At 34.5% G+C, this 26,696-nt stretch carries 33 protein-coding genes; 13 read left to right on the top strand and 20 right to left on the bottom strand.

Annotated features, from left to right (window positions below):
• The first annotated feature begins 320 nt into the window (after positions 1 to 320).
• The 3 genes from JFU20_RS28455 (at position 321) to JFU20_RS28445 (ending at position 2,021) form a co-directional block, all read left to right on the top strand.
• Positions 321 to 944, top strand: coding sequence for a hypothetical protein (locus JFU20_RS28455; protein WP_002165631.1), 624 nt, complete (start codon positions 321 to 323; stop codon positions 942 to 944).
• A 130-nt stretch (positions 945 to 1,074) separates the two neighbouring features.
• Positions 1,075 to 1,431 carry a hypothetical protein gene (locus JFU20_RS28450; protein WP_002165630.1) on the top strand — a complete coding sequence of 119 codons (357 nt, stop codon included), beginning with the start codon at positions 1,075 to 1,077 and terminating at the stop codon, positions 1,429 to 1,431.
• Positions 1,432 to 1,568: 137 nt separating this feature from the next.
• Positions 1,569 to 2,021 (top strand): hypothetical protein, encoded by a 453-nt coding sequence (locus JFU20_RS28445; protein ID WP_002165629.1) that lies wholly within the window; start codon positions 1,569 to 1,571, stop codon positions 2,019 to 2,021.
• Positions 2,022 to 2,074: 53 nt separating this feature from the next.
• On the opposite strand, the gene JFU20_RS30305 is transcribed toward JFU20_RS28445, so the two are convergent.
• Complete coding sequence (locus tag JFU20_RS30305; RefSeq protein ID WP_002085081.1) at positions 2,075 to 2,260, bottom strand: hypothetical protein; 186 nt, start codon at positions 2,258 to 2,260, stop codon at positions 2,075 to 2,077.
• Between the two features lie 131 nt (positions 2,261 to 2,391).
• Positions 2,392 to 2,841 carry a DUF6884 domain-containing protein gene (locus tag JFU20_RS28440; RefSeq protein WP_002165628.1) on the bottom strand — a complete coding sequence of 150 codons (450 nt, stop codon included), beginning with the start codon at positions 2,839 to 2,841 and terminating at the stop codon, positions 2,392 to 2,394.
• A gap of 320 nt (positions 2,842 to 3,161) precedes the next feature.
• Between JFU20_RS28440 and JFU20_RS28435 the strand changes: the two genes are divergently transcribed.
• Positions 3,162 to 3,350: a DUF4017 family protein gene (locus JFU20_RS28435; protein WP_201039175.1), complete on the top strand. Its 189-nt coding sequence runs from the start codon at positions 3,162 to 3,164 to the stop codon at positions 3,348 to 3,350.
• Between the two features lie 129 nt (positions 3,351 to 3,479).
• Here JFU20_RS28435 and ppaC read toward each other — a convergent pair whose 3' ends face one another.
• The 4 genes from ppaC to JFU20_RS28415 form a co-directional block, all read right to left on the bottom strand.
• Positions 3,480 to 4,409 (bottom strand): manganese-dependent inorganic pyrophosphatase, encoded by a 930-nt coding sequence (gene ppaC / locus JFU20_RS28430; RefSeq protein WP_002032629.1) that lies wholly within the window; start codon positions 4,407 to 4,409, stop codon positions 3,480 to 3,482.
• A gap of 151 nt (positions 4,410 to 4,560) precedes the next feature.
• Positions 4,561 to 5,226: a lytic polysaccharide monooxygenase gene (locus JFU20_RS28425; RefSeq protein WP_085311559.1), complete on the bottom strand. Its 666-nt coding sequence runs from the start codon at positions 5,224 to 5,226 to the stop codon at positions 4,561 to 4,563.
• A gap of 438 nt (positions 5,227 to 5,664) precedes the next feature.
• On the bottom strand, positions 5,665 to 6,180 hold the full coding sequence (locus JFU20_RS28420) for a DinB family protein (protein ID WP_002165625.1): 516 nt from the start codon (positions 6,178 to 6,180) through the stop codon (positions 5,665 to 5,667).
• A 260-nt stretch (positions 6,181 to 6,440) separates the two neighbouring features.
• Positions 6,441 to 6,944: a GNAT family N-acetyltransferase gene (locus JFU20_RS28415; RefSeq protein ID WP_002127754.1), complete on the bottom strand. Its 504-nt coding sequence runs from the start codon at positions 6,942 to 6,944 to the stop codon at positions 6,441 to 6,443.
• Positions 6,945 to 7,049: 105 nt separating this feature from the next.
• On the opposite strand from JFU20_RS28415, the gene JFU20_RS28410 reads away from it, so the two are divergent.
• Both JFU20_RS28410 and JFU20_RS28405 read left to right on the top strand, forming a co-directional pair.
• The gene (locus JFU20_RS28410) at positions 7,050 to 7,691 is read left to right on the top strand and encodes an HD domain-containing protein (protein WP_201039174.1); all 642 of its coding nucleotides are present in this window, start codon (positions 7,050 to 7,052) and stop codon (positions 7,689 to 7,691) included.
• 85 nt (positions 7,692 to 7,776) lie between these two features.
• Positions 7,777 to 8,049, top strand: a complete 273-nt coding sequence (locus JFU20_RS28405) for a P-loop NTPase family protein (RefSeq protein WP_201039173.1) — start codon at positions 7,777 to 7,779, stop codon at positions 8,047 to 8,049.
• A 54-nt stretch (positions 8,050 to 8,103) separates the two neighbouring features.
• Here JFU20_RS28405 and JFU20_RS28400 read toward each other — a convergent pair whose 3' ends face one another.
• From JFU20_RS28400 to JFU20_RS28370, 7 genes are all read right to left on the bottom strand, one after another.
• Positions 8,104 to 8,469: a carboxymuconolactone decarboxylase family protein gene (locus JFU20_RS28400; protein ID WP_002085063.1), complete on the bottom strand. Its 366-nt coding sequence runs from the start codon at positions 8,467 to 8,469 to the stop codon at positions 8,104 to 8,106.
• 125 nt (positions 8,470 to 8,594) lie between these two features.
• The gene (locus JFU20_RS28395) at positions 8,595 to 10,085 is read right to left on the bottom strand and encodes an alanine/glycine:cation symporter family protein (protein WP_201039172.1); all 1,491 of its coding nucleotides are present in this window, start codon (positions 10,083 to 10,085) and stop codon (positions 8,595 to 8,597) included.
• Between the two features lie 132 nt (positions 10,086 to 10,217).
• Complete coding sequence (locus tag JFU20_RS28390; RefSeq protein WP_002012981.1) at positions 10,218 to 11,702, bottom strand: aldehyde dehydrogenase family protein; 1,485 nt, start codon at positions 11,700 to 11,702, stop codon at positions 10,218 to 10,220.
• An 18-nt stretch (positions 11,703 to 11,720) separates the two neighbouring features.
• Positions 11,721 to 12,617 carry a 4-hydroxy-tetrahydrodipicolinate synthase gene (dapA, locus tag JFU20_RS28385; RefSeq protein ID WP_002165623.1) on the bottom strand — a complete coding sequence of 299 codons (897 nt, stop codon included), beginning with the start codon at positions 12,615 to 12,617 and terminating at the stop codon, positions 11,721 to 11,723.
• Between the two features lie 22 nt (positions 12,618 to 12,639).
• Positions 12,640 to 13,581: a proline racemase family protein gene (locus JFU20_RS28380; RefSeq protein WP_002161489.1), complete on the bottom strand. Its 942-nt coding sequence runs from the start codon at positions 13,579 to 13,581 to the stop codon at positions 12,640 to 12,642.
• Complete coding sequence (locus JFU20_RS28375; protein ID WP_002165622.1) at positions 13,578 to 14,615, bottom strand: proline racemase family protein; 1,038 nt, start codon at positions 14,613 to 14,615, stop codon at positions 13,578 to 13,580. Before JFU20_RS28375 ends, JFU20_RS28380 begins: the two co-directional genes overlap by 4 nt.
• Complete coding sequence (locus tag JFU20_RS28370; protein ID WP_002012976.1) at positions 14,612 to 15,787, bottom strand: NAD(P)/FAD-dependent oxidoreductase; 1,176 nt, start codon at positions 15,785 to 15,787, stop codon at positions 14,612 to 14,614. Before JFU20_RS28370 ends, JFU20_RS28375 begins: the two co-directional genes overlap by 4 nt.
• Before the next feature lie 184 nt (positions 15,788 to 15,971).
• Between JFU20_RS28370 and JFU20_RS28365 the strand changes: the two genes are divergently transcribed.
• The 4 genes from JFU20_RS28365 (at position 15,972) to JFU20_RS28350 (ending at position 19,540) form a co-directional block, all read left to right on the top strand.
• Entirely contained in the window at positions 15,972 to 17,633 is a 1,662-nt protein-coding gene (locus JFU20_RS28365; protein ID WP_002012974.1) for a sigma-54 interaction domain-containing protein, read from the top strand.
• 73 nt (positions 17,634 to 17,706) lie between these two features.
• A complete protein-coding gene (locus tag JFU20_RS28360) occupies positions 17,707 to 17,979 on the top strand; it encodes a (2Fe-2S)-binding protein (RefSeq protein WP_002012972.1) in 273 nt (90 codons plus the stop codon).
• Positions 17,976 to 18,308, top strand: coding sequence for a (2Fe-2S)-binding protein (locus JFU20_RS28355; RefSeq protein ID WP_002165621.1), 333 nt, complete (start codon positions 17,976 to 17,978; stop codon positions 18,306 to 18,308). Before JFU20_RS28360 ends, JFU20_RS28355 begins: the two co-directional genes overlap by 4 nt.
• A complete protein-coding gene (locus JFU20_RS28350; protein WP_002012971.1) occupies positions 18,305 to 19,540 on the top strand; it encodes an NAD(P)/FAD-dependent oxidoreductase in 1,236 nt (411 codons plus the stop codon). The genes JFU20_RS28355 and JFU20_RS28350 overlap by 4 nt, the downstream gene beginning before the upstream one ends.
• 106 nt (positions 19,541 to 19,646) lie before the next feature.
• Here JFU20_RS28350 and JFU20_RS28345 read toward each other — a convergent pair whose 3' ends face one another.
• The 4 genes from JFU20_RS28345 to JFU20_RS28330 form a co-directional block, all read right to left on the bottom strand.
• Entirely contained in the window at positions 19,647 to 20,120 is a 474-nt protein-coding gene (locus tag JFU20_RS28345) for a hypothetical protein (RefSeq protein ID WP_201039171.1), read from the bottom strand.
• 39 nt (positions 20,121 to 20,159) lie between these two features.
• The gene (locus JFU20_RS28340; protein WP_002165620.1) at positions 20,160 to 20,672 is read right to left on the bottom strand and encodes a DUF6609 family protein; all 513 of its coding nucleotides are present in this window, start codon (positions 20,670 to 20,672) and stop codon (positions 20,160 to 20,162) included.
• 377 nt (positions 20,673 to 21,049) lie between these two features.
• The gene (locus JFU20_RS28335; RefSeq protein ID WP_002165619.1) at positions 21,050 to 21,358 is read right to left on the bottom strand and encodes a YxcD family protein; all 309 of its coding nucleotides are present in this window, start codon (positions 21,356 to 21,358) and stop codon (positions 21,050 to 21,052) included.
• A complete protein-coding gene (locus JFU20_RS28330; RefSeq protein WP_002012966.1) occupies positions 21,346 to 21,795 on the bottom strand; it encodes a hypothetical protein in 450 nt (149 codons plus the stop codon). The genes JFU20_RS28335 and JFU20_RS28330 overlap by 13 nt, the downstream gene beginning before the upstream one ends.
• Positions 21,796 to 22,052: 257 nt before the next feature.
• Here JFU20_RS28330 and JFU20_RS28325 point away from each other — a divergent pair, with 257 nt between their 5' ends.
• Positions 22,053 to 22,817, top strand: coding sequence for a DUF1836 domain-containing protein (locus tag JFU20_RS28325; RefSeq protein ID WP_002165618.1), 765 nt, complete (start codon positions 22,053 to 22,055; stop codon positions 22,815 to 22,817).
• Positions 22,818 to 23,162: 345 nt separating this feature from the next.
• Positions 23,163 to 23,768, top strand: a complete 606-nt coding sequence (gene uptA / locus JFU20_RS28320) for an undecaprenyl phosphate transporter UptA (protein WP_002032601.1) — start codon at positions 23,163 to 23,165, stop codon at positions 23,766 to 23,768.
• 28 nt (positions 23,769 to 23,796) lie between these two features.
• On the opposite strand, the gene JFU20_RS28315 is transcribed toward uptA, so the two are convergent.
• Positions 23,797 to 24,294 (bottom strand): DinB family protein, encoded by a 498-nt coding sequence (locus JFU20_RS28315; RefSeq protein ID WP_002165617.1) that lies wholly within the window; start codon positions 24,292 to 24,294, stop codon positions 23,797 to 23,799.
• 145 nt (positions 24,295 to 24,439) lie between these two features.
• Here JFU20_RS28315 and JFU20_RS28310 point away from each other — a divergent pair, with 145 nt between their 5' ends.
• A complete protein-coding gene (locus JFU20_RS28310) occupies positions 24,440 to 24,664 on the top strand; it encodes a hypothetical protein (protein WP_002032598.1) in 225 nt (74 codons plus the stop codon).
• A gap of 47 nt (positions 24,665 to 24,711) precedes the next feature.
• On the opposite strand, the gene dltD is transcribed toward JFU20_RS28310, so the two are convergent.
• Positions 24,712 to 25,893, bottom strand: coding sequence for a D-alanyl-lipoteichoic acid biosynthesis protein DltD (gene dltD, locus JFU20_RS28305; protein ID WP_002012960.1), 1,182 nt, complete (start codon positions 25,891 to 25,893; stop codon positions 24,712 to 24,714).
• A gap of 269 nt (positions 25,894 to 26,162) precedes the next feature.
• Positions 26,163 to 26,696, bottom strand: coding sequence for a GNAT family N-acetyltransferase (locus JFU20_RS28300; protein ID WP_002012959.1), 534 nt, complete (start codon positions 26,694 to 26,696; stop codon positions 26,163 to 26,165).

Here is a 26,696-nt window from a genome sequence, read left to right as displayed (position 1 = left end):
GGGAAGCAGATCCCTTTAACTTTATTAAAAAGTACCCTTCTCATTTGGACACATTTACCAGGTTTTTTTGAAAGAATTTTATGTTAATATTACGTAGTCGAGTCCGACATCTCGGCAATACCCTTTAGAGGTCCTGCAATTTCCCTTGCAGGACCTCTATTATTTTAAAATTCTTTTGATTTATATATATCATAAGTGTGTTTTTTATTCCCCTTCAACTTTCTCCTTTTCCAACTCTCAAAAAAACTCTTGGACACGTAACTTAAAAATAACGTTTATCATATTGTGAGATATACATGTTCAAAGGAGTGTAACTATTTATGTATACTTATTGGCAATCGTATTACTCCCCTTATCATATCACTAATGGAAACTTCGATTCATTTGTACGAAATTACCGAGTTAGTAAAAACGAAAACTTTCTAAAAGGATATATGCGTTCTTTATGGGAACAACACGTTGCTTGGACACGATTGGCCATTATAGGCATCATCTTTAACTTGCCCGACGTAAACGTTACCGTTGGACGTCTTCTACAAAATGCAACACACATGGGGCTATCACTTGAACCATTCTACGGAGAAAATGCAGTAAAAAAATATAGTGCATTAATTAAAGACCACTTAACAATCGCTGCTGATCTTGTTAAAGCCGCAAAAGCTGGTGATCAAAACGCAGCGGCCGCTATAGAAAAGAAATGGTACGCTAATGGAGACGAAATTGTTGAGTTTCTAACTAGTATCAATCCATATATAGAAAAAGAAGAATTCAGAAAAATGTTTTATGAGCATTTAGCGTTAACGAAAGCGGAAGCACTTGCCTTCCTAAATAAAGATTATGATGCCAGTGTAAAACTATACGATAAAATTGAAAAAGAATCATTAGAAATGGCCGACATGATAACAGACGCAATCGTAAAACAATTTCCGCAAGTATTTCAATAAAAATAAGCCGATTTGAAAAAAACAAATCGGCTTATTTAGTTTTCTATCAATGATATTTCACTACTCCTCTTTACATTTAACGTATATCGATATATTTTATTAATATCCGTTTTTTATAGGAGGAAATAGTTTGATTAACGCAATTGGTCTCGTATTTATTCTCACAAATAAGCACGAGAAAAAGAAGAAAGTTTATCTGAATGAAAAATTCGCATTAATAGACATTATTGATTCTAAAGAAGTATTTGATGATGAAGGTAACTCATTAGTAGAACTAACATGTAAATACAGCATATACTTAGATGAAAAATACTATTGTAAATCTCTCGATGATTATACTGGACAAGTATTCCCCTTCTTAAGCGTAAAAATAGGAAAGGGACTTCTTAGAAACTTAAATTATTACTTTTCTTACGTTGATGCCTATGATAAAAAACCACCTGTTAAAGAAATAAGACCGCTTATGAAACAAGTAACTAACAGATAACGGACAGTATTCAAAAAGAAAGCACCTAACTTCAGATGCTTTCTTTTTTTGAATCAGTAACTCTCTAACTTTCATCTCCTTCTAAATATATATACCCACGCATACTTTAAAATAAAAACATTGGAGGATTAGGCTGAATGAAATATTCAGAATCAATCGTAAGTAAACGGCTTCGAAAACTTAAAACAACTGGTATGTTTTTTATACTATTTTTAATCGCATGGCTTGGATATACAAAATTCCTTTATGGAAATGGTTTTCTTCTAGAAAAGAAAAATTCAGTTGAAGTAATGAATACTAGCGTTACTGGAGAAATAGAAAAGAATTTCGATGTAAACTTACAAGGTTTTCGTAAAACGAACCTTGATACACTTATAGATGCTAGCAAAACCGATCCTAGCGAACTATCCTTAATTGAACTTATCAACACATCTTGTTCTAAAGATTGCACAGGTGAACCTTCAACTTACGTTAAGTCCAACCACGGGTATATCTTTTATACAAAATCTAATGGTACAAATGTAGCTCTAAAAATTAAAAAGCAAGATTCATGGGAAATTGAAAAAAAATCTGTTCAAAATGGAATTTAAAAGGTTCATACAAAAAAAGAGTACTTTACTTCAAAGTACTCTTTCAAAGAAAATTACCACTTACGACATTTATCATCATCGTCGTCACGTTTACGATTGCGACGGCAATCATCACAATCACAGTCACGTTTACGTCTACAACCACAATCATCACAATCTCTACGTCTACATCTTCCAAACATTAAATCATCCCAAAATCTATTACAATCTCTGCGTCTACAACCACAATTATTACACATGAATATGACTCCCCCTAATACATATTTGAATTCATCATATTCTATGTTTAAAAACGTAAAAAGGCTTGTTTACTAGTCTATTTTAAATGTATTAATTTGGTATAATTTGAATCTATATTACTAATTTATCCCTATACTTCCTTCTGCGCTTCCACTGCCCCATTCAACCTCTGCAACATATACCCAATCCCTCTACATCCCGCTAACGGATATGTGATGATTTCTTCTGGATATAACTTCGTCACTATTTTTTTATGCTTCTTCCCCGCAAGTAAGACGATCTCTTCAAACTGAAGTAAATCTTTATCAATCATCTGTTGTTTTAATTGTTCTATGCTAATAATCTCATTACTATTTGAATCAAATGCAAGATCATAATTTTCCTTTACAATATCATTTGGTCTTAAAAATCCATGCTTTGCTGATAATATAACCCAATTCTCGAAAAACTCAGTTGCATACGCCTGACATGCTTTTCCGAATGGACTAATATATACATCTTTTGCCTCTGCCTCTCCATATTCTGGGTAATTATCCCAAATTTTCTTCTTTCCGCATGGAATTATGCATAACCTTTTCATCGTTATTTCTTACCTCGCTTCTATATTTCTTATGAAATATCAATTTTCCAGTACATTTTTTTTACAGAATACTATATACTTATCTCGAAAGATAAAATTACATTATCTCCTATATTTGGTTTAATTTATTCCAGAACAGTCTATTAAGCATATGTATTATTACATAAACACACCGTACTAAAGTTACTTTCATACAGCATGCAGACTCCTCATCCTTTAGTGAATTTGTAAAGATTTCTTAAAATCAAGTACACTTAATCTCCCAATCTCTATTCAATAGTACAATATATAAATGTATTATAAAAAGGAGGTGAACAACTATGAAAAATATACTCCCAGCATTATTAGCTTATATTATTGTTTGTATCATCGCGATTATCATTCCAGCATCTGAGGGCTATAATACTGTAGGTTGGAAATTCTTTGTTGGGCAAGCGTACGCAATACCTATTTTCATTATTGTTGCTATTATCACATTTTATATAAATAAGAAACGATCTTATGAATAAATGATAAGAAGGATAGCTATTGCTATCCTTTTTTATTTCCATCCAATAGGCTCTTCTGTAATTTTATAATAAAAAGGACAAGTAGCCAATATGACTACTTGTCCTTTCTTTTATCCATACTCAATAATATTAAGCTTGGAATGTTTCTGTTAATACAGGAACGATTTGTTTTTTACGAGATACAACACCTTTTAAAGTAGCTGTGTTGTTTTGTAATGTTACGTTGTAAGCTTTCTCAACAACGTTTGTTGCTTTACCAATCGCAAGACCAACAGAATCGTTAGTTAAGATATCAGTTACAACGAATAAGAATAGGTCCAAACCTTTTTCTTCTACTACTGTAGTGATAACTTTTTCAAGTTCTGCTTGGTGTACAAGAACGTCGTTTGTATCAACAGCGTTTACTTGTGCGATTTCAACTTTCGCGTTACCCATTTGGAATTCTTTAGCGTCAAGAGAGATTAATTGCTCCATTGTTTTTCCGCTTAAATCAGCACCAGCTTTTAACATTTCTAAGCCGTAGCTATCTGCATCTACACCAGCGATTTCCGCTAATTCACGAGCTGCTGCTACGTCTTGTTCTGTGCAAGTTGGAGATTTGAATAGTAAAGAATCTGAAATGATTGCAGATAACATTAAACCAGCAACTTCTTTACGAATTGTAACGCCATTTTCTTTGTACATTTTATTTAAGATTGTAGCTGTACATCCAACTGGCTCACAACGGTAGTAAATAGGATCGCTTGTTTCAAAGTTAGCAATACGGTGATGGTCAATAACTTCTAACACACGAACAGATTCGATATCGTTAGCACTTTGTTGACGCTCGTTATGGTCAACTAAAATAACGTTGTCCACTTCGTTTGCTACTGTCTCAACAAAACGCGGTCCTTCTACTTTAAAAGAGTCTAACGCAAATTGAGTTTCACCGCTGATTTCGCCTAAACGTACAGGCTCAGCATTCATTCCTAATTCTTTTTTCAATTCTGCATAAGCAATCGCAGAACAAATTGCATCTGTATCTGGGTTTTTATGCCCGAAAACTAGTACTTTTTCCATGTTTTCCACCTCTTCATGAAAAGGATATCTTAAAGAAGCAAATATGACAATATTTTAGACACATTTTTTTATAAATAATTGTACTTTCTTCTATATTTTTCATAAAAAAGATCATCTAAAATGAATTAGATGATCAAAATGTATATTTAATTTAAAATAGTGTAGGAACTTGCACTACATTGTTAAAAGCAAAATTGGAATTTAAACCATTATTCACAAGGTTCACATCAATAACTTGATAAAACGCATTTCCAGTGTCCGCAATCTCCCAAACAGCTAAAATAAGATGGTAGCCACTACGGTCAGTTGGTACATTTGCTTCATGCGTTACTGTTGTCCCCGGTCTAACTCCGCCATCATTTTTTACATAGAACGGCACTAAATCTAAACTAGACCTTGTTAAAGGCATATTTGGATTCCAATCCTTCTTTGTAATGTAGTATTTCCATTCTTTCGTACTATGAGGAGCGGTTAGTTTCCACTTGAATGTATTCATCCCGCCGTTTAACGTAACTTTCTTCCACCTATCAACTGCTTGAACGTCTAAAGCAGGAAAATGACCAGCACCTGCAATTTGTCCATCAGAAGGTCCTAATTGCGGAAAGCCACCTATTCCTTCTACACTTTGTGGTTCATATTGAACTGGACCGCAATTTACATTTACCCCTTGCTTACATAAATAAGATCGGCTCGCTGGTGATTCTACATACCCATGAGCTGAAGCCTTTTCTGAAAATCCAAATGTTAATAATCCAGTAAGTAATATCCCACCACTTAACATAACCTTTTTTATCTTTTGTAAACTTGTCTTTTTCATTCTTTCATCCCCTTCCCAAAAATGAAACGAAAATAACTATAGTTGCCTAGTCATCTTCTCTACATCCATTATAAGTGGAAGAGCATTACTAAAAGAACCCTCTAAAAACTTTCTCAAATTCGTTTAGCTACAAAAATATCAATTCTTCTTCACATTTTAATTACCAGTTATCAAATCTATTATTTATTTTGTCGTTTTATTGTTAAATACTTATAACACCGTCTGAAAATACAAACGGCGTTAAAGTAGTTAATAATTACTTACAATTATATATCACAGTGTAGCCTCGAAAAAAGTTTGATTACATTAACTCTATAAACCTAGATAAAATAATACAAAGAAAAAGTGTGTTTTGAAAAAGATTGATCTAAACACGCTTTAAATATACTCAATTAAACCATTCGTTTATAAATAAATTACGAAATTGGCAAAGGCAGTCTAATTATCGAATAGCCCTCTTCCTCTCAGATTTGCGGAAACAGGCTCCTTTCCTATTTCACGTGCCCATATAGATAACTGGCCGATATGGTGGATTTCGTGGACAATGACATGACGTATTATCTCTCCGTGTGTACATTCAATGACTCTGCGCCTAATTGATGCGTCTCTAGAGCTAATCGGTTCTTCATTGAAATCAGTTTCTGAAAGTTTCCGAGAATCCATTTCATTTGTCCAAAATGTCACAAATGGCTTCACTTTCTCGTGATATTGAGCTGAGAGATTTTTTACTTTTTGCAAGCTGGCATACTCTTCAAACAATGGCTCCTCAGGAACTGGCTCACCTCGCAAACCTAAGATCCACATATATTCCACATTTACAATGTGAAATAAAGTATGTAGGATACTACCGAACCCACCGACCCGTTTCTTTAATAGTTCTTCATCCGGCATGTCTTCGCACAATGTAAACCACTCATCACGAACTTGCCAATTATATTGAAACAGTTTCAACATGACAGCAACCTCCATCTTTTAGATTAACATTTAATATTCACCAAAAGACTTCAAAATCAAAATCTAAAAAACTGTTAAAATTCTCTACAGACTAGCCCTTTAAATTAAACATTCCAGATGAAGTTAAAGGGTCAAAAGAAAAAACTATTATACAGGATTTCATCAAACTTTATTTTGAATTATTAATCTTTTTGTAAATCAACACACAGACATAATAACAAATATGTCGTTTGAAATTATCTCCCTTTTCAAATAAAAAACTAAATCATTTTATAATAAATTACTGTTGCATCTAACTCACCATTCGGAGAAATTGCATACCCTGGTATTTTACCGGATTCTTGATAGTCTAACGACTTGTACAATCTATTCGAGGGATCTCCTTCTCTAGTATCTAACACTAAAAGAGACCTGTTTTCTTGCTTTGCTCGTTCCTCTGCTTTTTGCATAAGTGAACGTCCAATGCCGTTACGTCTAAAGTTTGGATGAGTCATTAACTTGCAAATTTCGGCTCTATGGATCCCGTTAGGCTTTGTAACTAAATGTAATTGAACACTACCCGCCACTTCATTGTTTATTTTAGCAACATACACTATCACTTCTGGCGCTAATACAGTTTGCCAATACTTCGCTGCTTCTTTTTCTTCTAGTGGAGGTAAAAAACCAATCGACGCTCCATCATCTACTACAGTTTTCAACAGTTCAGAAAGCTCTTCAATATCATTTTCTAGTTGCTTAATCTCTTCAATTACTAAATCTTGCATTACTAATCCCCCTTTTGTTTCATTGTAACAATTTTTAAAGCAGGAATAATGAAATACTAAGATGAAATTATTTAAAATACGATTTTTTAGAGAAAGGATAACTATATGAAATATATATTAGATAGGAAATATGCAAGAGAATTGCTGGATTGGGCATATGAACAAAACCCAGGTCCGTGGTTCGAACATTCACGTAATGTTGCCCTTGCAACTGAAAAGATAGTTGTAGAACTTATTAATAATGGGTACGACTTGGATGCTGACATAGCGTATAATGCTGCCCTCCTGCATGATATAGGAAGATATAAAGGTTTTACTAAATCTGTTATTCATTCCTATGATGGTTATATGTATATGAATGATTTAGGGTATACAGGAAACGCCATTATATGTGTGACGCATTCATTTCCTTGCAAAAATGAGCATTTAGATATCGCGGCAGAGTGGAGCATTGTTCCTGATTATATGGAAAGCCGATTAATTGAAATATTGAATGAAAACAGTGACTACGACTTATACAATAAGGTGATTAGCCTTTGTGACGCACTTGCTGATGCGGAAGGCTTTACTACTCTTGAAAAAAGATTGATTTCAGTTGGTTTACGTCATGGCACAACCTCTCATACTTCTTTACATTGGAAGGGATTCTATGCAATTAAGAAAGAATTAGAATCTTTAATTGGTAAGAGCATATACACACTTCTCCCTAATATAGAGACATCGATTTATAAAAATATAGAATATTAAAATAAACACAACTTAAAAACGATAGAATTTGTATGTATGATTCTAAAAAACTCTTTCAAAATCGGAGGGAATAATTATTAGTAAAATGGGATTTGACTTGATAGAACATAAAGGTAACTTTGATTTTGGATATGAAGATATTGCGGGTATATCTCGGAAATGTAAATTTTCTAATTGTTCGCATACAAATGAACCACACTGTGCAATAAAAAAAGCTATCTCTGACGGCATACTTTCTGAAGAAATATTTAATAGTTTTTATAGAGATTTAAACGAGGCACACTATGTTTCTAAACAGAGTAATAAAACAAAAGCTATCGACTATATGAAACAATTGAAACTCTTTCAAAAAAATTAGACTAAACTAGAAAGTCCCCCTTAAAAGAATATTTTAAGGAGGGCTTTTTCTTGTTTAATGACTTTGATGTTTCAATTCCACCAGACATTCTTGTACTAAGGTTACTGCCTGACTCATTGCAGCTCCCCCAGCAAACGCGGCTGAAACACCACAAGCTTCTAAAATTTCTTTATCAGAACATCCTTGGTCAATACAGCCCTTCGTATGATAAATCGTACAATATTCGTCTTGTGTTGCTAAACTAATCCCTAATGCAATGAGCTGCTTTTCTCTTTTAGTTAATGTACCCTCCTGAAAACATGCTTGTGTAAAAGCGTTATATGTTTCTGCAATTTCGGGGATTTGTTGCGTAAAATTCCCTATACCTTCTTTATAATCAAGTAATACATCATTTATAGAGCCATATTGTTGATTTTCCATCGTATATCCTCCATTCATTTTATTCACACTTACTTTAGTATGAGATAAAATGAAGGACATATACAAATATTTACTTTAAAAAATAGAATGAATTTTCGGTTTATTTTACTTTTAAATTTGTACATCTACAGTTTCAGCCCATTATCTACTGACACTTTTTCTTTAGAATTTTTCCTTTCAACCTCTTTACTTCTTTCTTCCCAAAATGTTAAACCTTCAATTCCCACATTTTTAGGATCAAACACTGGATCTTTCCCTTCTTTTTTCTGCGTTTCATAGTCTTTTAACACTTTTAATGCCGTTTTACTTAATAATAGAATCGCGATTAAGTTTAACCATGCCATACTACCGATTCCTAAATCTCCAAGGTTCCATAATAGCGACGCTGATTCTACGCTACCGATGTAAACCATAATTAAAAACCCAATTTTCAAAACTGGTTTTAACCAGCTATATTTGAGGTCACGATCTAAATAAGTAAGCGTCGTTTCAGCGATATAGTAGTACGCGAGTAAAGTTGTAAATGCAAAAAAGAAGATTGCGATTGAAATAAATATTGGACCAAATCCTGTCATAACAGTTTCAACTGCTTGTTGTGTATAGATTGGACCTGCATCTACATTCCCTATATTCTTTACAATAGCGCTTTTCCCTTCAGGTATTACATTATACATACCTGTTATTAAAATCATAAGAGCTGTCGCTGTACATACAACAATTGTATCGATATATACAGAAAACGCTTGAACTAACCCTTGTTTTGCAGGATGGGATACTTCAGCAGCAGCGGAGCTATATGTCGCTTCCCCGACACCAGCGACATTTGAAAATACAGCACGTTTTACCCCCCATGCAATTGCTGCACCGACGATTCCGCCAAACATTTCATTTACACCAAATGCACTAGAGAAAATTAATGCAAACATACTTGGAATTTCCGTTACATTCGCAATTAATACGATACATGTAACAATTACATAACCAATTGCCATAAATGGAACTAGCATTTGAGAAACGCCCGCAATTCTCTTTACGCCACCAAAAATGATAGCTGCTAATAATACGACTAACAATATACCAGTTATATATTTGCTAATACCATTAGAATTTTCAAATCCAACTGCGATACTACTCGATTGAATACCTGGTAATAAAACGCCATATGATAGTGTTACAACTACCGCTACACTGACCGCAAACCATTTCATTTTCAAGCCTTTCTCAATGAAATATGGCGTACCACCACGGTATTCATTGCCTACTTTACTTTTATATACTTGTGCTAATGTTGATTCAACAAATGCACTAGCTGCTCCTAATAATGCCATCACCCACATCCAAAATACAGCTCCAGGTCCGCCGAAAGCGATAGCTGTCGCTACTCCTGCGATATTACCAATTCCAACCCTACCTGATAACGCCAAACAAAATGCTTGAAAGGATGATATCCCAGTCTCCGAGCTCTTCCCTTCAAATAATAGTTTAATCATCTCCTTAAAATAGCGAATTTGTAAAAAACGAGTTGCAATTGTGAAATACACTCCTGCTCCTAATGCGAAAACAACTAAGCCAATACTCCAAACTTGCCCTACTAACCATTCTACTAACTGCTCCATCCAAATCCCCCTTATAATTCTTTTGAAAAAGCAATTTTATATATAAGAAAACGGACAACTATTATTAAACCTTCCAGTTGTCCGCATCTCTCATTATTTCATCCCTCTATTTATTAACAGTTAGACTCTCTATTACTTTATATTTACCCAAACACTTTTCACTTCTGTATAGTTATCAAGGGCGTATGAACCTAATTCACGTCCGATACCAGATTGCTTATATCCACCAAATGGTGCAGCAGCATTTTCTAAGTTATAATCATTAATCCACACTGTTCCTGCTTTTAATTTATTGGCAACTTGATGCCCTGTTTTAATATTTTGTGTCCATACGCCCGCAGCAAGTCCGTAAGACGAGCGATTTGCTCTTTCAATTACTTCTTCTGTCGAATCGAACGGGAGTACAACGACAACTGGTCCGAAAATTTCTTCCTTAACAATTGTCATATCGTCTGTAACATTTGTGAATACTGTTGGCTGTACAAAATAACCTTTTTCAAATGCACGTTCACCGCCAGCTGCAACAGTAGCACCTTCAGCTCTTCCTTGTTCAATGTAATTTAGCACACGCTCTTGTTGTTTTTTAGATACGAGCGGTCCCATTTCAGTTTCCGCCTCCATACCTGCCCCTAGCTTCACGTCATTCGCCATTTTTACAAGTTCATTTACGACTGTTTCATAATGTTTTCGGTGGACAAACACGCGAGAGCCTGCACTACAATTTTGACCATGATTATACATAATACCTTGGAACGCACCGTTAATCGCTTCTTCTAAGTCAGCATCTTCTAAAATGATGTTTGGTGACTTACCACCAAGTTCTAGTGTTACATGTTTAATTGTTTCTGCAGATTGACGCATAATATATTTCCCTGTAACTGTTGAACCTGTGAAAGCTACTTTATCAATATCATGATGGTTTACAATTGCCGATCCTGCTTCAGGGCCGAAACCTGGTACAAAGTTTACAACACCGTTTGGAAAACCAGCTTCTTTAAAAAGCTTCGCTGTATATAGTAAAGATAAAGGTGTTTGCTCTGCTGGTTTTAATACAATCGTACAACCTGTCGCAAGAGCGGCTCCCATTTTCCAAGAAGACATAACGAGCGGAAAATTCCACGGAATAATTTGACCTACAACGCCAACCGGTTCATGGCGTGTGTAATTTAAATAATCTTTTGAAATTGGAATGGTTTGCCCAATAATTTTTGTAGCCCATCCCGCGTAATAGCGGTAATTTTCTACCGTCGCTGAAATATCATCATCAAGTGCTACTTGATATGGTTTTCCATTATCTAAAGCTTCCAGCTGTGCTAATTCTTCTCTATGCTCTTCAATTAAATCTGCTAATTTATAAATAAGGTGTGCTCTTTCAGCAGTAGTCATCTCTGCCCACGGGCCTGATTCAAAAGCAAATCTTGCCGCTTTTACTGCGACATCAATATCTTCTTCTTGCGCTTCACATACGACTGCTAGAACATCTTCTGTTGCTGGATTGTATGTTTCAAACGTCTTTCCACTTATTGAAGAAACAAATTCACCATTAATAAACATTTTAATTTCTTCATTTAAAAACGCTTTCACTTTTGGTTTCAGCTCAATGTTTGTCGTTAACATATATACTCTCCTCCTTATTTAAACAGCTGCATGAGCTGCAATTTCTAGTAAAATAGTTTGAAGTTTTTGATCTTCCTCCTCAGTTAATCCTAATCTCGGATAACGTGAAGGTCCCCCGACTTGCCCATGTAATTCCATTGAGCGTTTAACGATTTGTACATATTTCCCTGACCCTTCAAGGAACTCGCAAAGAGGTAAAATAGCATCGTTCATTTCCCACGCTTTTTCTAATTCACCATTTTGAAAATGCTCATACATTTTCGTAACGAGTTCTGGAACGATATTTCCTGCTACTGAAACCCATCCCGAGGCACCAACTAAATAAGATTCCATAACTAAATCTTCAGATCCGCAGAAGACTTGGAAAGCACCTTCGCCTTGTCTTACTAAATCTCTCGCTTTTCGAATATCTCCGCTAGATTCTTTAATATGTGTAACATTTTCACATTCTTTTCCAATACGGAGCATTAGCTCTGTACTCATATCAACACCAGAAGTAAATGGATTATTGTATAGCATAATTGGTATATTTACAGCGTTTGAGATTTCTTTAAAATGAAAATAGATTTCCTCTTCTTTCGGTTTACAATAATACGAGTTTATAATTAATGCACAATCTGCTCCGTGCGCTTCTGCATGTTTCGTATATTCAATCGTTTCTTTCGTCGTCTCCGCAGCAGTTCCAACAATAACTGGAATACGGCCATCAACTTCTTTTAATACTGTTTCTACCATGTTAAATCGTTCTTCTTTTGATAAACTAACAAATTCCCCCGTACTTCCATTAATAATAATTCCAGCTACCTTTTGCTCAATAAAGTAGTTTACGTTTTGTTTTACGCCTTTCCAATCAATCTCTTGAAATTCATCCATCGGTGTTATTAATACTGGAAATGCCCCTTTAATTTTTTGCATCTTTATCTCTCCCTTTAACATATTATTTTAATAAGAAACCTGTTGGAAACGGATCAGTAGGATCTAATATAAATGTTTGCATACCTGTAATAAACCCTCTACTTTCAAATCGAAAAATGTATCCGAGTTCTTCTTTCTTCACTTTTTCTACTGTTATAAAGCTATTAAAAATACTTTCATTTCTAAAAGGTTTATCCGCTATATAATCATTTTTAAATAATGTATGAACATAAGACACAATAGTAGAAACAAAACCCGGCGAACGTACTATAAAGTTATCTTCATGAAATGTAATCGACTTTATATGGTTCTTTTCTTTTTGCATAGAATCTACTAAAATAAGTCTTTTTATTAATGACTGTTTTTGTATAGATTGAAGTGTAGCTTCACCCCATTTTTTTAATTTAGAGATGTTTTCAATACTGATTTCTGGCGAATACGTATCCTTTTCTACAACTGCATATACTTTATCTGCCTGTATGAGAGAGTAACTTATATTACCAACCTTTAAATTTTTCTCAATCATATAACATAGTTTGCTTTCAAACGAAACAGATACAACTTCATCATTCTCTACATATGCATCCACTGAAAATATTCCAGATAGCGTTTCGATTTTGTATTGATTAGACTCTCTCTTTTTTAAATACCCGCTTTCTAGTAACATCGTTATTACTGCGACAATACCTCCGTAATGAAGAGGAATAGATCCTTCATGATTAAAAAACAATACAGCTGCATCCACTTCATTATGAATAGAAGGAACGACAATACATCCATTTAAACCGATAAAACCACGTGGTTCATTTAATAAAAGCTTCATTTCTTCTGCTAATTCACCTGAAAATTGTTCGTTTAATTGCTCCAAACTGTAGTAGTATTTACATGGTACGTCTTTCATTACACGAAATGCCTCGCCATTTACGTGTACGTCTACTGCTGTATACATTTTTTGAATGTTCATTTTACATCCTCCGTTTCATGTTCCATCGGCGGAATTAGCAAAAAGCCTTCTTTAAGCGGATCCTTTTCATTGTAAAAAAATCTATGCATACCCATAAGCCAAGCTGATCCCGTAATTTTCGTTACTACAGCTTCAATATTTTCTACATATGTTGTATTCATAACACACCCTTTAAATAAAGAACCTACAATACTCTCATGAACAAATTCTTCATCGATATCAATTTTTTTATGAGCGTATAATACAGCTAACTTCGCTGATGTTCCTGTGCCACATGGAGATCGATCAATTCCTCCTGGCGGAACAACAACTGTATTTTTCACATGCGCACTTTCATGAGTAGGATCTGTATAAAATTCTACATGTGTTAATCCTCTTATAAACGAATACTCCGGATGAATGATTTCAAACTTCTCATTAATTGTATTTCTAATATGAATCGCCTTATCAAGGATTGTAGATGCGTTTTCTGGTACTAACTCTAAACCTACTGACTTCGCATCGATAATGGCATAAAAATTCCCTCCATACGCAATATCCGCCTCTACAGTTCCAATTTCTTCGACGTGTACAGAAATATTTTTTAGTAAAAAAGCTGGTATGTTACAGAAGGAGACTTCTTTCGCTTTTCCATCTTGAACAGTAATATCTACTTCAACTAAGCCAGCTGGTGTATCTAGCTTTAAAGAAGTAACCGGTTCAATTACGGGAATTAAACCTGATTCAACTAAAGCTGTACATACACCGATTGTATCGTGACCACACATCGGTAAATATCCACCTGTCTCTATGTATATAACGCCTATATCAGCTTCCGGATGACACGGATCTGTTAATAGTGCTCCTGACATTACATCATGACCACGTGGCTCATTCATTAACAATTTACGAATCCAGTCATACTCCTTTTTCATATGTAACATCTTCTCTGCCATCGTCTCTCCAATTAACTTAGGAAGTCCGCTAATTAATGTCCTCGTTGGATTTCCGCCTGTATGTGTATCAATTGTCGTAAAGACTCTTTGTGACCTCATCCGTTTAACACCCTTTCTGTAAAACGACTCAAACGAAGTGGTTCAATAGGAATGATTGTTTCTTTTTCATTTAATAACTCTTCAATCACTTTCCCGGTAACTGCTGCAAGACTAATTCCATCACCTTCATGTCCTGCTGCAATAAAATAATTCGGAATATGTTCCACTCGTGAAATTATCGGCAAATGATCTTCTGTCCACGGGCGTAATCCAGCATATGAACGAATCACCATCATATCTGCCATTTTCGGATAAAAACGAATTGCTCTATTCGCAATACATTTAATAACCTCATTGTTAATCCTCGTATGAAAGCCTACAAACTCTCTACTACTACCAATTAAAAAATTTTGGCTTTCTGTCGGTTCAAATACAAGTGCCACCCCGTATTTTTCAGTTAAAGCATCCACTTTTCGTTTTCCGCCAAATTTAGAAATTAAATAACCAAATTCCATTACTTTACGGCAACCTACGTGTTGTTGCCTTGAAGCTACAATAATATGTCCCTTTCTCGGTTCAATTGGGATATTCACATCTAACATCTGTCCGATTTTAGGAGCCCACACACCGGCTGCGTTCACAACTTGTTTCGCAGTAAACGTTCCATTTGTCGTTTCTACAATAAAGGAACCGTCTATATCTCTTTTTATTTCTTTCACTTCTGTATGATTAAAAGCTTTTGTACCAAATTTCTTCGATTCTGCAAGAAGTGAAAAAGCAAGAAGATATGGATTTACAGTCGAATCCGTTGCACATTCTAAACCACCCAATAAATCATCTGCAAAAAATGGTGATTCTTCTTTTATATCTTGCCTATCAAGCATTCGAAACGGTAATCCAGCTTCTTTTTGACGATTTACCCATTGCTGTGCTGCCTCCATTTCTTCGTCTGATTCACAAACGAGAATGCTTCCTGGCGCCCTATATTCAAATGAGTGCTCCAACTCTTCACTTAGTTCTGTTACTAATTTTTGACTTACTAACGACATTTGGCTATCAAACCCTGGGTCTTTATCAATCGCTAAAATATTCCCGTCACACCGTGAAGACGTTCCACTGACAAATTCTCCTTTTTCAATGATCGTTACGTCTCTTCCGTATTTTGAAGTGTAATAAGCGATAGAACATCCTATAATTCCACCGCCTATTATTAAAACGTCACAGTGCCTCATATATAGCACTCCTCCTTTCTCCTAAATCTCTCACTTTTTATTTATGCAATTGGTGTGCCAACTCTACATACAGAACTATTTATATGAAATAATTTTTATTTGTAAAAATATTTTAAATTTATCGTAAATAGGTGTATTATTTCTTTATCACTGTCTAAATTTTTATACATACCAGGAGGACACTATGACATTTTCATTTCCAACAATAAAAGAGTTTATAAAAATTTTATCAATTGATCGTACAAGCACCATTCAGCACATGAAACAGGAAGGTAAAAATTTTTATTACCTTCCTTCATCTACTGAAGAATGTAGTTGCGCAGTTATTTATGAAGAGGACTCTTTCACTACGTTAATCGAAGCTTTTTCTAACAATTCGGCAGTTGTAATTGTGAACGAAAATCTAGATCCTATATGCTGTGTAACTGCTCAACAAATGATTCCATTTCTTTATAAGTCTTACAATGATCTGCTAGCTTTTTATAACACTGTCATTCAAACGACTGATTCTTCTGTTACAGTCATCGACGATAAAGAATGCGTTCGTACTTGGACAGATGGCGCTGAAAAGATTTTTTCAGTGAACCATAATGAAATTATCGGACAACCCATCACCCGTTTTTTTGATTATAAAGATTTAGAAATTCTGCAATCATTACATGACGGAAAAAGCATAATTGCTCAGTTCCATCAGCCACGTCCAGATTTGTTCGTATTAATTAATTCAAACCCAGTTTATTGCAACGATAAAATTATTGGAGCAGTCGTTTCAGAAACGGATGTTACAAATCAAGTCGTATTAAATGAAAAACTATTTAATATGTCGCATGAAATGCACCGTTTAGAACAAGAAGTAGCAAAATATAAAGATACATCCGATCCTTTCCTTGCGATGAATGGAAAAAGCCCTGTTATACAAAGAACGATTCAATTAGCTAGAAAGGTTTGTTCAGTGAAATCCACGGTTTTAATACTCGGAGAAAGCGGAGTTGGAAAAGAAGTGTTTGCGAAAGCAATTCATGAAGCAAGTGAGACAGCAAATGCCCCTTTCATTTCAATTAACTGCGGCGCAATCCCAGAAGCGTTATTTGAAAGTGAATTATTTGGTTACGAGCGCGGGGCGTTTTCTGGTGCAAATAGTAAAGGTAAGAAAGGTAAAATAGAGCTCGCACAAGGCGGTACTTTGTTCCTCGATGAAATAGGTGAAATGCCGCTCGATATGCAAGTGAAGCTTTTACGTGTACTGCAAGAACGAAAGTATTACCGAGTTGGTGGAGAAAAAGAAATACATATCGATTTCCGCATTATCACTGCTACAAATCGTGATTTACAAGAAGAAATGAGAAAAGGAACTTTCCGAGAAGATTTATACTATCGCTTAAATGTAGTTAGCTTGCTTATTCCACCGCTGCGCGAAAGACGAGAGGATATTATCGAATTAACCTATTCCTTCTTAAACGATTTTTCAATAAACTATAACAGGCCTATTCGCGACTTACCTTCAAATATTATGCATGAACTGCTTCATTACAATTGGCCTGGTAATATTCGCGAGCTCCGAAACGTAGTTGAAAGACTCGTCGTATTTGCGACAGACGGCATTATAAAACAAGAATATTTACCGTTTCATACAAATGATACTTTAGAGAACGAAACATCTCATTCCCTATTACTCAGCAACAATAACACGATTCTTTCTTTACAAGAAGAGATGGATGAGCATGAGAAAAAGATAATTGAAAGAGCTTTACGCATTTTAGATGGTAATAAATTAGAATGTGCGAAACAACTTGGCGTAACGAGGGCCACTTTATATAACCGTTTAAAAAGACTGGGGTTACAATAATCCCTCTCCTCCTCTATATTGGCATAGTTTTTGCATAATAATTTGTGCAAACCGAACTAGAGGAGGAATACATATGACGAATAAAGAGAACTTAATTGTTTGTCGTTGTGAAGAAGTTACATACGGACAACTTCAATCGACAATTGCTGAATATAATTGCTCAGCTCGTGAGCTAAAACTAAGAACACGTGCTGGTATGGGTTTTTGCGGCGGTAGAACATGTAGAATGACGATAGAACGAATGGTAGAAAATGCGAATCCTAACATATCCCAAAATGAAATTCCATTAAAATATCAACCGCCAGTGCGTGCAGTTACTTTTGGAGCGGTAGGTGACAATCAATGAGTAGAATTACACATCACCCTATTTTAGGTAGTTTAAATAGTAGTCAGCGTATCAATTTTCAATTTAATGGTCAACAATATGAAGCATATGGACATGAAACGATAGCGGCCGCTCTACTTGCAAACGGAATAAGAACGTTAAGAGTGCATGAAGATAGCGGAACTCCGCGAGGTATTTATTGTAATATCGGGCATTGTTCTGAATGCCGCGTGACTGTAAACAATCAAACGAATGTACGAGCTTGCTTAACTGTAGTTGAAAACGATATGGTTGTTGACAGCGGAAAACAGCATCCAAATATCGTGAGAGCGATGGTGAAAAAGCGATGATCGATGTAATTATTATTGGTGCAGGACCAGCAGGATTATCAGCTTCCATCTCTTGTGCGCGTTTTGGACTTAACGTACTTGTTATTGATGAATTTATGAAGCCGGGCGGGAGATTGTTAGGACAGTTGCATCAAGAGCCTACTGGGGAATGGTGGAACGGAATAGAAGAATCAAAACGTCTTCACGAAGAAGCAAAATCTCTTTCAGTCGATATTCGGTGCGGTGTTTCCGTCTATAATTTAGATAAAGATGAGAGTTGTTGGTTCGTGCATACAAATATCGGTACGTTAGAAGCACCGTTCGTACTAATTGCTACTGGGGCTGCTGAGTATTCCATTCCCCTTCCTGGCTGGACACTTCCAGGAGTTATGTCAATTGGAGCAGCTCAAGTTATGACAAATGTTCACCGCGTTCAAGTTGGTAAAAAAGGAATCATTATCGGTGCTAATATTTTGTCATTCGCCATTTTAAACGAATTGCAATTAGCTGGAATCACAGTGGATCATATTGTACTCCCTGAAAAAAGCGAATTAAGCCAAAAGGCCGGTGAACCAGAAGAAGTTTTAAACTCACTCTTAAATGCGGCTCACCTCGCCCCATCTCCCTTCCTACGTATAGGTAGCCGTTTTATGAAATATGATTGGATTCGAAAAGCTGGATTAACATTTTATCCAAATAGCGGCATGAAAATAAACGGGACGCCGCTTCATCTTCGTAAAGCTGCACTTGAGATTATCGGAGCGGAACAAGTTGAAGGTGTTCGTGTTGCTAACATTGATTCTAAGGGAAATATTATTAATGGATCAGAAAAGATATATGAGGCAGACTTCGTTTGTATAGCCGGAGCTTTGTATCCTCTTGCTGAGCTTGCCGCTGTAGCAGGATGCCCTTTCCATTACATTCCAGAATTAGGCGGACATGTTCCACTTCATTCAGAAGAAATGGAAACCCCTCTTCCAGGTTTATTTGTAGCTGGAAATATTACCGGAATTGAAAGTGGTAAAATCGCAATGGCACAAGGTACTGTCGCTGGATATTCAATCGTGAAGCAAGCAATTCAAACATCCAATTCGGTTGAACAACACTTGCAACAAGCAATTCAAAATGTCCACACTGTGCGTCAACAAGCTGCGATTCAGTTTAATCCGATGGTTGATGTTGGTAGACAAAAGATGAATGAGATTTGGCGTGATTTTCAATCATTTGAAGAAAATCAACAAATGAAAGCGTGAAATACTAGCATATAAAAAAGGTGGTAGATTCATTTCCACCGCCTTTTTTATAATTTTCGGACTACATCTAGTATTTCTGTTACGTCAATTACAGGAACCAAAGGTATTACCTATTTTTTATTCCGACTAAAACTTTCAATATCGAAATCCATAAATTTATAAACATTAAAATTCCGCAAATATCAGCGACAATTACATACAATCCTATAAATTGGTTTTCAAAGTGGAACAACGGAGTGTAATAAATGGCCATAATTAAGGATATAACCATTGAAAAAAGAAGCAGTTTTTTCCTAGTTATCATATAAATACAATACAAAAACGTATAATAGGCCCAAAATTGCGCAGCATACCATGCATGAGATAGTCGAATACCTGTTTTCGTGTGCAAAGTTGTTAAAACCAGTATGTATATTACAAGTAATGCAATTACTGGTGCAAATCTAACAAATTGCAAAAGATTTATTAAAAAGCGTTTTTTTGAACTTAGGTGATTTACTTCGTATTTAAACATCTGTTTCGTTATATAATGAACAAAAAATATTAATCCTACACTAATAGCTAACATAAAAAACATCATTACTACGCCTTCTTTTCTAATGTATTAATCAACTGTATTTTAAAAACCAATAGGACTTAACCTAATAAAAATTACACCAACTAAAATTTTCACTAAACCATCTATTACAAAAAATACATCTAGATTTACGTTGGTAATGATTAATCCTATGAATGAATTGAATATTAAAATAACGGACAGCAAAAACATCATTTTTCCATGTACGGGAATAAACATTAAGAAATGAATACCTACAGCTAAAAGAATTAATAGCCAGCAATTTCTATAATCATCGCCGACAAAATGAAAAATGAGAAAAACTAAAATAGCCAAAAGCATCATTGAAAAATTAGCCCACTTTTTTTGTTCCGATGTTCCAGAACCAACTGCAAATTTCTTCCTAGTTTTAGGGTTCAATTGCCATATCATTCCTAATGTATAAACAATAATAAAAGGCCAAACATTTGGATAGCCGTTATGTTTTATTAAAAGTAAAAACATTGCTACTCCAGCAATTATTAGCCAAATCCCATTAATCTTTTGTCTAGGATACTTGTAAGTTTGTATTTCCATGTTCCGTTCTCCTTTTTCGAACTTTTCTAATATTCTTGATATAAATACTTTTTTACCAGAAGCCTTATGAGCAAATTCAGCTAAATTCAAACCATCATTCTTCTACCTCGCTTTGAATAATAAAATATAAGATTTCTGAAATATCATATCAAATATAGCTGTGATTTATTTGTCGTAATTCGTCGAATAGATAAATAAAAATCGTTTTATGTCAAAAATATTTTTTATTTGGATAGCCAACTTTGAATTAGGTAGATAAAATGATGCAAATACTAAATTGAAGACACTTGAAATACTGGATTTTATTCTAAAAGAAGAAACATACTAGCAATATTAATCCAAATAAAAAACTGTTAGAGCATACAGCTCTAACAGTTTTATTGTTCATTATTATTAAATTTCGCTAATGCGTAGATGCCTTCTTCATCATCTAATTCAAGTTGCAATCTTGCTGCAAATGAATTGACGTTGTATTCTCGATCAAGCAACAAGCGTAGTGCTTCGATTAAGTTTGCTTGAATTAAAATTTGCTGGCGACCATTTACCTCTACTTCTGCAGAGAAACCGTAGTCATCATCATACATTAGTTCAACTGAAACTTCTTCTGGACCAACTTGTCTTTTTTCAGCGATATATATACAAAGCGCATTTATAAGCTCTTGTTCAGAAATTTTTATTGTTTCCATGCTACTTCATCTGCCTTTTTCTTACGTTGATCCTTGAAGTATTTAAATGCACGAACTGCTAACATTACAATACCAGCCATTACTAACATATTTACCATAAACGCTAATACAGAACCAAGAGCTCCCATATTTGCAAATAAGCTACCCATTAGTAAACCACCAAGACCACCTAGTAATAAGCCTTTCATAAAGCCACCTTTATTACTTTTTGGTGCTGTGTTTGTTGCTTTTGTTTTTGAATCTGTTGTCGTTTTTTGTGAATTTACATTAGAATCTTTTTTGTTTAAATCAACTTTTGAATTTTGACCAGAACTTGGTGTATATGATTTTTTACCAGATTTGTAACTTTTCGCTTCCGCGTGATTTACGAACATAAAGCTACTAGCCCCAAAGATAACCATGAATGCTGTCATTACTGCTACAAGTTTTTTCAACATATTATATCCATTCTCCTTTTATATAGATATATGTGAAATCTACCTTTCTAGTAAATTAAGAATGATAGATTTATTTTAAAACCATTTTAAAGGTTCTTATGAACTTATTATATGAACTTTTGTCGAAATATGCAAGCATTATTTACTTACGACAATTTCATGACATAGGAAAAATTAAGCAAAACGGAATTGACTTTAAATGAAACAAAACATATTATAAGTTCATAAGAACTTTTTATAATTTTGGAGGTGAAAAGATGGAAACATTTCATCTCACACGAAACGAAATGGCAACGCTCCTTCTATCACTAAGAGGATGGAATACGAAGAAGCCTCTTAGCATTTTACAAGAAGCTTGGGCAAAGTCACATAAAAAAGATATTGAAAGCGGACAAAGCGTTACTGCTTTTATTACAACCGCACTTTCACCTATTTTTGAAAAATTGATTAAGATTGACGATACGGATGTCGGTTTTTCTTTAAATGAAATAGTTGCGCTTGGCAATCAGATTGAAAACACGAGTTTCTCTGTAACTGCTATGCAAAACTGGGTGAAACGAGATATAAAAGAAATGATTGGCTCACCTCAAAAAGGGAAAAAATACTCAATCGAACAAGCAGCATTACTATTCATTGTCGAAGATTTAAAAACAGCGCTTGATTTTGAATCTATTCGCAAACTATTACGACTCATCGTAAATGACCCGGCCGATCGAAGTGATGATTTAATTAATCCTCTTCATTTATATGTAGCTTATTCTTCTTTATTTGAAGAACTGAATCAAGGGAATTGCTTACAACTAAATGCTACAGATACAGTTCATACGATCGAAAATATCGTAAAAGAAAAAGCTGATAAAATAGCAAGTAAGTTCGATCAAATTAATAACGAACAACGCGAAGCAATTCGTAACGCTATTATTATCGCCACACTTTCTGTACATACCGCTTATGTACAAATGCTAGCGAAACGATATGTGACAGCAACATTATTTTTACAAAATTTAGATGTGAAACCTTAAAAAACAGGAGCAGATTTGCTCCTGTTTTTTTATATCAATATATCTTTTGTACTATTAAGCTCACATGAAATTCGAAATTGCCCTTCATGAACTTTTTCGGAGACTAAAAAAGTTTTATATAGACACCTTTATTCTCAATAATATATGAGAAATTTTTAATAATCTTTTCATTATCTCTTCATGAAAACATGGCTTATATCCTTTACTATAATACTTATGAGAGACATAAAAGAATTGAAATGGCAATCCCCTATATAAATAAGGTATAATCTACATATAGTGAACCTTTTATATTGTTAAGTAAAGGGGCTTATATTCAAAATTCATAAATTAGAAGGTGCAACAATGTTAAGTAGTTTTATTCATTCAGTGTTAACATTTTTTGAGGGATTAGGTTATTGGGGCATAATGCTTGGACTTATGATTGAAATTATTCCAAGTGAGATTGTCCTTGCTTATGCGGGATACTTAGTATTCAATGGTAGTATCTCATTTGTAGGCGCAGTTATATTCGGTACAATTGGTGGTGTTATTGCCCAAATCTTTGTTTACTGGATTGGTCGATATGGTGGTCGCCCTGTATTAGAACGTTACGGTAAGTATATTTTCATACATAAAAAACAAATGGATGCTGCTGAAGATTGGTTTAATCGTTACGGAACTGGCGTAATTTTCACTGCACGTTTCATTCCTATCGTTCGTCATGCGATATCAATTCCTGCTGGTATTACAAAAATGCCATTACTACGTTTCACTACATTAACAGCACTTGCGATCATCCCTTGGTCTATCATTTTCATTTATTTAGGTGAGAAACTAGGTGAAAATTGGGAGAATATTAACGATATTGCTGGACCGTATGTGAAATCGTTCGCTATCGGTGGCGTTGTACTTATACTTTTATATTTCGTAATAAAAAAGTGGACAAAAAAACGTAAAAATCTTGCTTAAGATTATAATAAAAACCGCTATAAATTCATTAAGAATTATAGCGGTTTTTATTATCGGCTTGATCATGTATTAGAAATTGTATTATTTCTTTTTTATGCTTTAAGTCATGCTCGATAAGTGATGAAAAATAATTATTTAACCTCAATTTTTTTGTGCCAAATTGATAGTCATTATTAAAATTCCGAGCAGGAATTCGCTCAATTTGGTCTACTAATTGTTTACGAGTAAAGCTAAATTGATCTATTAGTTCTTCTTTTGAAATACCAGACCTTGCATATTTTATTGCACCCTTATTCATTTCCTCAACATCTGTTGGAACGATATGTACAGATTTCCCGCTTACAAAATATGAAATTCTATACTTCATTAGAAACTCATCCCAAACAATAAAATGTGAAATTACATCCGCAATTGCCCATGAACCTTTTTTAAATGGTTGAAACCATATATCCTCCGATATTCCATTCAATGTTTGGCACCATTCTATTAGATTTAACTTTTCTTCCAGAATCCTTCCTTTCTCCATAACGCACTCCTCTTCCACACTAATAATTCATTCATATTAATGATTTCTAGACATTTCATTAAAACCCTCCAGTCTAAGATTTACATGGATAAGCAACAATTCCACCATAAAATACGTATAGTAACTCAAAAAGGATTGATTCCCTATGCATTGGCAGCAAAAAGTACCATACTTAATCGGACGCCCTGTTGGTGTTTCTCTTATTAATGGGCAAGGAACTTCCGGCGTTTTATGCGGCGTTCAAAATAATCAATTATTTGTTTACGAATACCTTTACCAAGCCCAGTTCGCCATGAAACATTATGACTTTAGACAAATTCAAGATATACACGCCTTTCCAAATTGCCCACACCAAAATCCTCTCTACTAAAAAACAGGAACGGCTTTATTGCCATTCCTGTTTCTATTGTTTATGCATTATTTTTCAGAGTAAAACTTCTGCACTGCTTCATCAAAATAGATCCATCCTTTCCAGCCTAAATGAATCGTATCTTTTAAGAAATACTTATCATATTCATGGCTAGAAAAATCGACTACTGGGTATCCTGCTTTCTCAACCTGATCGCGAACCTTATTGTAATACACATCACGACGCTCTTTTGGGAAACCAGCGTAATCATACCATGGTCCGTTTACAGGCACAGAAATAAAGAGTGGTTTTACATTTTTTTCTTTGAAAAGATCTAAAACAATTTGTAAGTCATCATATTCTGGTGAATCATCATACGATTCATTTGCTCTAAAGTTTTTTAAACCTTTTAATTTTTTCTTTAAATTATGTTTATAATAATATGGATTTTCAATTCCGAATGTATTTGTTGTGGATCCTACTTTACCTTCTTGTTCCGCATGTTTACGTGCATCTTCCCAAGAAAGCGAACGTAATCCCATATTTGTTTCCTCTTTCATCGGTTCGATCTTAAATAGAGAGTTAAATAAATCTCGATGATCTAAAATGTTCCGGTACATATACGCTAGCGGTTTAGCTAGTCCAGCTTTTATGTTATGTTTTGTATCGTTATATACAATACTTTCTAGCGAACTACTTAATATCGCATCCTTACGAACAACTTTATAATCTAGTAAACGTTTCGCGATTTTTTTCTTCATTTCAGGCTTTATTTCGTCATTAAAAATAAAGTGATAGGCTTGTTGTTTGGAGAAATTATTTGTAAAATCCCCTTGTGATACACCGGTTTTTGTAAACCATTGTGGTGAAAGAACAAAGACTACCTTTTTACCTTCTAATTCATCCATTGTAGACGTCATATTTAATATATGAGCCAAGCTTTGCGTACCACCAGTCCCTATTAAAAATGGGGTAAAACCTGCTGGATTTACTTTAAAATAGTTAGATGGATGATATGCATCCATTCGTAAAAACTCTGATGAACCATACATCGGTAAATACTGCGAATTCTCTAACATTTTCTGTTGCAAGAAAACACTTTGTAATTTCTCTTTTTGTAAGGAAGTTGCTGCATCTTCTACCTTTTTATCGCTTATTAGTGATACTAAACTCTTAGAGGGAATAAGCAATACAATGAAAAAAAGTACGCAGGCTAAAATAATTGGTCCGAAAGCATGCTTCATCTTCATCTGCTATTCCTCTTTCTAGTACTATTAAATTGTAACCCTTGTTTTTGACACGTCATCATTTCTCTCCTTTTTCTCTATACATGTTCCATTCTATTTATCTATTATTTACATGTATGTATTCCCTTTCTTTGCACTATTAAGTTAAATACTTATAGAGCAAGAAAGTGTTTCCAAAGAAACATGTTAATTATACAAGATTCTACATAAATTTCACACTGGAATTTTAGTAATAATTTTATTTTTAAGCAGTGAAAAAACACGTGAAATGTCTATAATCCATCAGATGATGTATTGAGTTCAAAATATGATAATAACCGCCCACTATGATCAACATCTTGAGTATATGTAAAGCCTAGCTTTCGTAAAAGTTTTTTCGAATTCTCATTAGCTACTTTAACCCTAGCAATTATTCTTTTTAAATTCATCGTCTCTGTTGCATATTGAATGGAAGCCTCTGCTGCTTCTGACGCATATCCATTCCTCCAATACTCTGGATCAAGGAGATACATAATTTCTGTTTCCCCTGTTTCATTTACCTTTCTTAAACCACAATGTCCTAATAACTGGCCTGTTTCATTTTTGAATAACAGCCATACACCAAAATCATACTGTTCCCAATGCAATATAAGTTGACTCATATAATCTTTAGTTTCATTTATTGACATACCTCTTGATTTAGCAAGCCATTGACCAACCGCTTCTTTCTTCAATATGTTATACAATTGATCCACATCTTCTACATTCGGTTTTCTCATCACCAATCTTTTCGCATGTATTACTTTCCCCTTTACAAATACAGACAT

Source organism: Bacillus sp. TH30, assembly GCF_016650875.1.
GTDB classification, from domain to species: domain Bacteria; phylum Bacillota; class Bacilli; order Bacillales; family Bacillaceae_G; genus Bacillus_A; species Bacillus_A mycoides.
This window is presented reverse-complemented; position numbering and strand designations above follow the sequence as displayed.